This is a genomic window from Collinsella aerofaciens, from assembly GCF_015554145.1.
Lineage (GTDB): Bacteria > Actinomycetota > Coriobacteriia > Coriobacteriales > Coriobacteriaceae > Collinsella > Collinsella aerofaciens_AA.
In genome coordinates this window covers 118,483-124,518 of the sequence record NZ_JADNHZ010000004.1, presented here as the reverse complement: position 1 = coordinate 124,518, position 6,036 = coordinate 118,483, and the positions used below count along the sequence as shown (strand labels likewise).

6 protein-coding genes and 1 tRNA gene are annotated in these 6,036 nt (G+C 59.0%); 3 read left to right on the top strand and 4 right to left on the bottom strand.

The genetic code is table 11. The features are described from left to right. Positions 1-122: 122 nt before the first annotated feature. Positions 123-1,094, bottom strand: a complete 972-nt coding sequence (locus tag I2E13_RS02860; RefSeq protein ID WP_117654851.1) for a glycosyltransferase family 2 protein — start codon at positions 1,092-1,094, stop codon at positions 123-125. 160 nt (positions 1,095-1,254) lie between these two features. On the opposite strand from I2E13_RS02860, the gene I2E13_RS02855 reads away from it, so the two are divergent. The 3 genes from I2E13_RS02855 (at position 1,255) to I2E13_RS02845 (ending at position 3,010) form a co-directional block, all read left to right on the top strand. Beyond that, positions 1,255-2,100 carry an ABC transporter permease gene (locus I2E13_RS02855; RefSeq protein ID WP_231501564.1) on the top strand — a complete coding sequence of 282 codons (846 nt, stop codon included), beginning with the start codon at positions 1,255-1,257 and terminating at the stop codon, positions 2,098-2,100. Between the two features lie 11 nt (positions 2,101-2,111). Further along, positions 2,112-2,879, top strand: coding sequence for an ABC transporter ATP-binding protein (locus I2E13_RS02850; RefSeq protein WP_006236046.1), 768 nt, complete (start codon positions 2,112-2,114; stop codon positions 2,877-2,879). A 54-nt stretch (positions 2,880-2,933) separates the two neighbouring features. After that, positions 2,934-3,010, top strand: a tRNA-Arg gene (locus I2E13_RS02845). Between the two features lie 104 nt (positions 3,011-3,114). Here the strand turns inward: I2E13_RS02845 and aroQ are convergent. The 3 genes from aroQ to pheA all read right to left on the bottom strand — a co-directional run bounded on the left by aroQ (position 3,115) and on the right by pheA (position 6,013). After that, on the bottom strand, positions 3,115-3,552 hold the full coding sequence (gene aroQ, locus I2E13_RS02840; RefSeq protein WP_195404120.1) for a type II 3-dehydroquinate dehydratase: 438 nt from the start codon (positions 3,550-3,552) through the stop codon (positions 3,115-3,117). 64 nt (positions 3,553-3,616) lie between these two features. Further along, positions 3,617-4,867 (bottom strand): shikimate kinase, encoded by a 1,251-nt coding sequence (locus I2E13_RS02835; RefSeq protein WP_138374971.1) that lies wholly within the window; start codon positions 4,865-4,867, stop codon positions 3,617-3,619. Beyond that, positions 4,868-6,013, bottom strand: coding sequence for a prephenate dehydratase (pheA, locus tag I2E13_RS02830; protein WP_195404119.1), 1,146 nt, complete (start codon positions 6,011-6,013; stop codon positions 4,868-4,870). It lies immediately after the preceding gene. Between the last annotated feature and the right edge of the window lie 23 nt (positions 6,014-6,036).

Sequence of the window (6,036 nt, the reverse complement as noted above, 5' to 3'; positions counted from 1 at the left end):
CGCGCCTTTAGACGCGAGCCCGGGGCCCGTGGGTTATACCCTAAGAGCAAACCACCCTTTTTAAGGGTGGTTCTGATTGGTGGCTATCTGCGCAGTGGTGCCAATAGTATTTTGCGGAAGATCTACCTCTCGCTTGGCATGGAAGTAGGGTGGCCGGGCTGGTCGTCGTAGGCGTATTTGCTGTACACGTTGACCTCCCACTGCTTTTTTTCGACCTTTGCTACAGAATCTAGGATGAAGCCGGTCGCAAGGCTCAGGCCGCACAGGAACATAAACGAGGCGGCGAGCACAGCGGTGGGGAAGCGCGGGACGAGGCCGGTCTGGAAATATTCGACAACGATGGGCATGCCCAGGGCGAGGCCGAATACCGCGAACAGAAGCGCAACGAGGCTGAAGAACTTCAGCGGGCGGTAGTCCTTGAACAGCGTGCCGATCATCGCAACGACTTTAATGCCGTCGCTCACGGTGTTGAGTTTGGACTCGGAACCCTCGGGACGGTCGCGGTACTCGATGGGCACATCTTTGATGCGCCAGCGGTGGTCGACGGCGTGGATCGAGAGCTCGGTTTCGATCTGAAAGCCCTCGGAAAGCACTGGGAAGGTTTTAACGAACGGGCGGCTCATGGCGCGGTAGCCTGTCATGACGTCATCGAAGCTGTAGCCATAGATCCACTTGATCATGGCGCGGACCAGATTATTGCCAAAGCCGTGGAAGGCACGCTTGTTCTCCTCGGCGTAGGTGCCGTTGGAAAGGCGATCGCCTACGGTCATGTCGGCCGTGCCGTTAAGGATGGGCTCGCAGAGGGCCTTGGCCGCCTCGGCGGGGTAGGTGTCGTCTCCGTCGACCATCAGGTAGCAATCGGCGTCGATATCGCGAAACATCTGGCGGCACACGTTGCCCTTTCCCTGACGGGGCTCAAAGCGGACTGTGGCGCCGTGCTCGGTGGCAATGCGTGAGGTATCGTCCGACGAGTTGTTGTCATAGACATAGACCGTCGCCTGCGGAAGCTCGCGGTGAAAGTCGTCGATGACTTTGCCGATCGTGAGCGCTTCGTTGTAGCAAGGGATGATGACGGCGATGGATTCAGAATTCACTTAATGCTCCTTATACATTCAATCCTAGAAAGTATAGCCGTTTGGGCCTGGCATCCTAAGATGTGGGTTAGTTCTCCAGTTTTGTTGCGCGAATCGTTTGCATGGCCGTCGGGTCTATACTGTTCGTTTGTCAACGATTACGAGTAAAGGAGTTGCATCCGTGTCGGATCAGACAAAGCAACAAGAAACTCGCAGTCTGCCTGCGACGTTTGCTAAGAACGAATTTGAGAAGGACGCGTTTATCCTTCGTCAGCTGGTTACCAAGGATTTTAAGATCAAGTATCGCCGTAGCGTTCTGGGCGTCGCATGGTCGGTTCTCAACCCGCTGCTGATGATGATCGTCATGGCCATCGTGTTCTCGACGATTTTTGGCCAGGGCCGCAATGGATCAATGACGCCCGAGATGTACCCGCTGTACTTGATCGTGGGTAACGTTACCTTTGCCGTCATGTCCGAGTCCACGAACCAGGCCCTAACGTCGATCGTGGGTGCTGCCCCTCTGCTCAAGAAGGTTAAGGTGCACCGCTGGGTCTTCCCGGTGCAGAAAGTGCTTTTCTCGCTGGTGAACTTTGCCTTCTCGCTGGTCGCCGTCGCCATCGTCATGCTGTGGTTCCGCGTTATGCCTTCTTGGCACCTGATTCTGCTGCCGGTTTGCCTGCTGCTGCTTATGTGCTTCTGCATGGGCCTGGGCATGATGCTCTCTGCCCTTACGGTCTTTTTCCGCGACGTTATGCATCTGTGGAGCGTAGTCATTACGGCGTGGACTTATATTACGCCCATCTTCTGGACGACTGACTATATTGCGCAAATGCCGCATCTCGTGCGTATCTTGATGTATGCGAACCCCATGTACAACTACCTGCAGTTTATGCGCGATATCTTTCTGTTCCAAACTACGCCCTCGCTTATGACGTTTGGTATGTGCGCTGCTTGGGCGGTTCTTGCGCTTGTTATTGGCTATACCGTGTTCCATAAGTCCGAGCGCAAGTTCATCCTCTACATCTAAGGAGTGCTGTGATGACTGAATCTGTTGTTGATTACAGCGAGCAGCCTCTGGCTGTCGAGGTCGACGACGTCACCATGATCTTTAACATGGCGTCCGAGTCGCTGACCAACCTCAAGGAGTACTTCATCAAGCTTGCCAAGCACGAGTTGTTCTTTGAGGAGTTTAGGGCGCTTAAGCACATCTCGTTTGATATTCATCGCGGCGAGGTTGTGGGTCTGGTCGGCACCAATGGCTCCGGCAAGTCTACGATGCTCAAGATTATCGCTGGCGTTCTTGAGCCTAGCGAGGGCAGCGTTAAGGTGCACGGTAACATCGCGCCGCTGATTGAGCTTGGCGCCGGCTTTGACCCCGAGCTGACCGCCCGCGAGAACATCTATCTGAACGGCGCCCTGCTCGGCTATACCAAGGAGTTCATCGACGCCAACTTTGACGGCATTATCGAGTTCGCTGAGCTGCAGAACTTTGTCGATATGCCGCTTAAGAACTTCTCTTCGGGCATGGTGGCGCGTATCGCCTTTGCAATCGCGACGATTACCGAGCCCGATATTCTGATCGTTGACGAGACGCTGTCCGTCGGTGATGTGTTCTTCCAGCAAAAGTGTGAGGCCCGCATCCAGCACTTTATCCAGAGCGGCGACGTGACGGTTCTGTTCGTTTCGCACTCTATGGAGCAGGTTGAGCGCATCTGCCAGCGTGCCGTTTGGATTGAGAAGGGTGACCTTCGCATGGACGGCCCGGTCGATGAGGTCTGCAAGGCGTACCGCGAGCAGTTCAACTAGGTTATAATTACTTGCGCCTGACAGGCTTGTGCTTGCTTGGGCGTGCGGTTATTTGCTCCATTAGCTCAGTTGGATAGAGCAGGGGACTTCTAATCCCAAGGTCGACGGTTCGAATCCGCCATGGAGCACCATCGTTTATTAAGCCCAGACCGCTTGGTGGTCTGGGCTTTTTTCATCTTGTGTGTTGCTGGAGCCGAGCGCGAGCAAGCCGCTGCTGTTTGTTGGGGTTGGCATTTTACTTTTCGAGATGCTCTTTCAGCAGCTCCAACGCGTGGGCGTAGCCCTTCAGGCCCTCTCCGGTGATGGTGGCGAAGCAGGCCAGACGGGCGTAGCTCACCTGGCGGAAGTCTTCGCGGGTCTCGACTGCGCTAATGTGGACCTCCACAGCCGGGATGGCGACGGCTTTGAGCGCGTCCAGGATGGCCACGCTTGTGTGCGTGTAGGCGGCCGGGTTGATGACGATGCCGTCGACCTTTCCGTAAGCCTCCTGGATCTTGTCGACGATGCTGCCCTCGTGGTTAGACTGGAAGACCTCGACCTCGTCGAGGCCCTGTGCGGCACCCGCTTCCTGGCAGATCTGCACTAAGCGATCGTAGTTGTCGCTGCCGTAGATGCCTGGCTCGCGAATGCCGAGCATGTTGAGGTTGGGGCCGTTAATGACGAGTGCTTTCATGGTTGCTTCCTTTGCAGTTGAAAAACCACCACAAAGGTGCCTGCCCCCTTTGTGGTGGTTTTGGTTAGAGAGCGGGTGGGAGGGTGTCGAGGAGGGCATGGGCGGTGTTGGCGGCGCAGTCGCGTGAGTCGATGATGTAGTCGGCCCAGGCGCGGTAGCGCGGCATACGCTGCTCGGCCAGCTTGTCGATGCCGTCGCGCGCGGTGATGGGGCGGCCCTTGTGGGCGAGCTCGTCGAGCTTGCGGTTGAGCATCACGATTTGGCTGTTTTGGTGCAGCAGAGGGTAGTTCTCGTCGCGCGTAACCACGCCGCCGCCGGTGGAGAGCACCAAGCCGCTGCGCTTGGAGATGTCGGCCAGCGCTGCCGTCTCCTGCTCGCGGAAGGCCGCCTCGCCGCACTTGATGATAAAGTCGGCGCAGGGCATGCCCAGGCGCTCCTCGAGGGCGCGATCGAGATCGATGTGCTCGCGGCCCGTGAGCTGGGCGATCTGCTCGCCCACGCGGGTCTTGCCCGAGCCCGGCATGCCGATCAGCGCGATGTTCTGTTCGCGGCGTGACAGGCGCTCCGTTACGTCCAGGATCCTCTCGCGCGGGGTGGCTTTGCCGGTATAGCGCTCGACAGCTTGTGCCGCCTGGGCAACAAGCATAAGCAGGCCGCCGATGCAGGGGATGCCGCGGCGCTCGGCCTCGAGCATCAGGCCCGTGCGGGCGGGGTTGTAGACAATGTCGATGACGCCCTCGAGCGCATCGAGGCCTTCGAGCGTGCAAGGCGCGTCGGGGCAATGGGGGAACATGCCGGCGGGCGTGCAGTTGACGAGTAGGGAGGCGTCGGACTGCTGCGCGATATTGTCGTAGTTGACCTCGCTCGTGCGACCCACGGGTACGACGATGGCGCCCATGTCTCCCAGCACCATACTTGCCGTGGTGCCGGCGCCGCCGGTGGCACCGAGCACGAGGGCCTTCTTGCCGGCAACCTCAACGCCCAACTCCTCGACCAGGCACTGGAAACCGAAGTAGTCAGTATTATCGCCGTGCAGGCGGCCGTCGGGCAGGCGCGTGATGGTGTTGACGTTGCCCATGCGCTCGGCGAGCGGGCTCAGCTCGTCCAGGTATTCCATGACGGCGCGCTTGTAGGGGATGGTCACGTTGGTGCCCTCCCATTCGTCGCCCGTCATAAAAGCCTCAAGATCCTCGGGCTCGCGCTCAAAACGCACGTACTCAAGCCCCGCCAGCTCCTTGTAGATGGTCGGGGTGTAGCTGTGGCCCAGCACGCGGCCCAGCACGCCGTAGGGGCGGGTTGCGGCGGTATCGGTCATCTAGAGCACCTCCGTGTAGCTGCCAAAGTAGGTGAAGCTCTCGCATACGTCGTCGATCGAATCGAGCAGGTCGTCGAGGGCCTTGCTGCCAAAGGGACAGTCCAGATCAAAGTAGAACATAAACTCAAAGTCGTGGCCGGGGATGGGGCGGCTCTCGAGTTTGATGAGGTTGATGTTGAGCGCGTAGAAGCGCTCGAGCACGCGATAGAGGGCACCCGGCTCATTGGCCGTGGTGATCATGAGCGAGGTACGGTTGGCACCGGGATAGACGCGTGGCTCGCGGCTGATGACGACAAAGCGTGTGTAGTTGTTGTCCGAGTCCTGGATGTTGGACTCCAGCACCTCCAGGCCATAGAGTGTCGCGCAGCTGCGCGATGCGATGGCGGCAACATCGGTGCGCCCGGAGCTGGCGACCATCTCGGCCGACATGGCGGTGTTGGGGTACTTGGTGGCGTGCAGGTCGTGGGACTCGATAAAGCCGGCACACTGGGCAATGGCTTGGCCGTGGCTGTAGACCTCGCGCACGTCGGCGAGCTTAGTGCCGGGCTTGACGAGCAAGTTGTGGTCGATCTTGAGGCGAAGCGAGCGCACGATGTGGAAGTCGAACTGGGCGAGCAGGTCGTAGACGGCGTTGACCGAGCCGGCGGTGGAGTTCTCGATGGGCAGCACGCCAAACTCGCAGAAGCCGTCGCGCACAGCGCGCATAACGCCTTCGAAGGTCTCGAAAAACGCGATGTCGGGCACGTCGAAGAGTTTGCACGCGGCGATTTGGCTGTAGGCACCTTCGACGCCCTGGCAGGCGACGGTTGCCGTCTGGGGGAAGGGTGTGTCAAAGGCTGCGGCCATGGCATGGGCCTTTTGCGACACCGTGATGCCCTTGAGCTCGTTGATGTAGCGCTGCTGCTCGGCCTTGCTCATGCTCATGAGGAGACGGAACAGGGTGATGGTCTGCGCCTTGTAGCGCTCGGGCGCGCGGCTGGCGAGGTTGTTGAGCTTGGAGCGCTCACGGGCGGGGTCGAAGACGGCCTTGCCCATCTCGATTTTTGACTTGGCTACCTCGGTGGCAATGTCCATTCGCTCGACAAAGCTGTTGAGGAGCGTGGTGTCGATGCCATCGATGGCCTGGCGGATGTCAGCAAGGTCCATGGAGGCCCCTTTCACGTAACGGC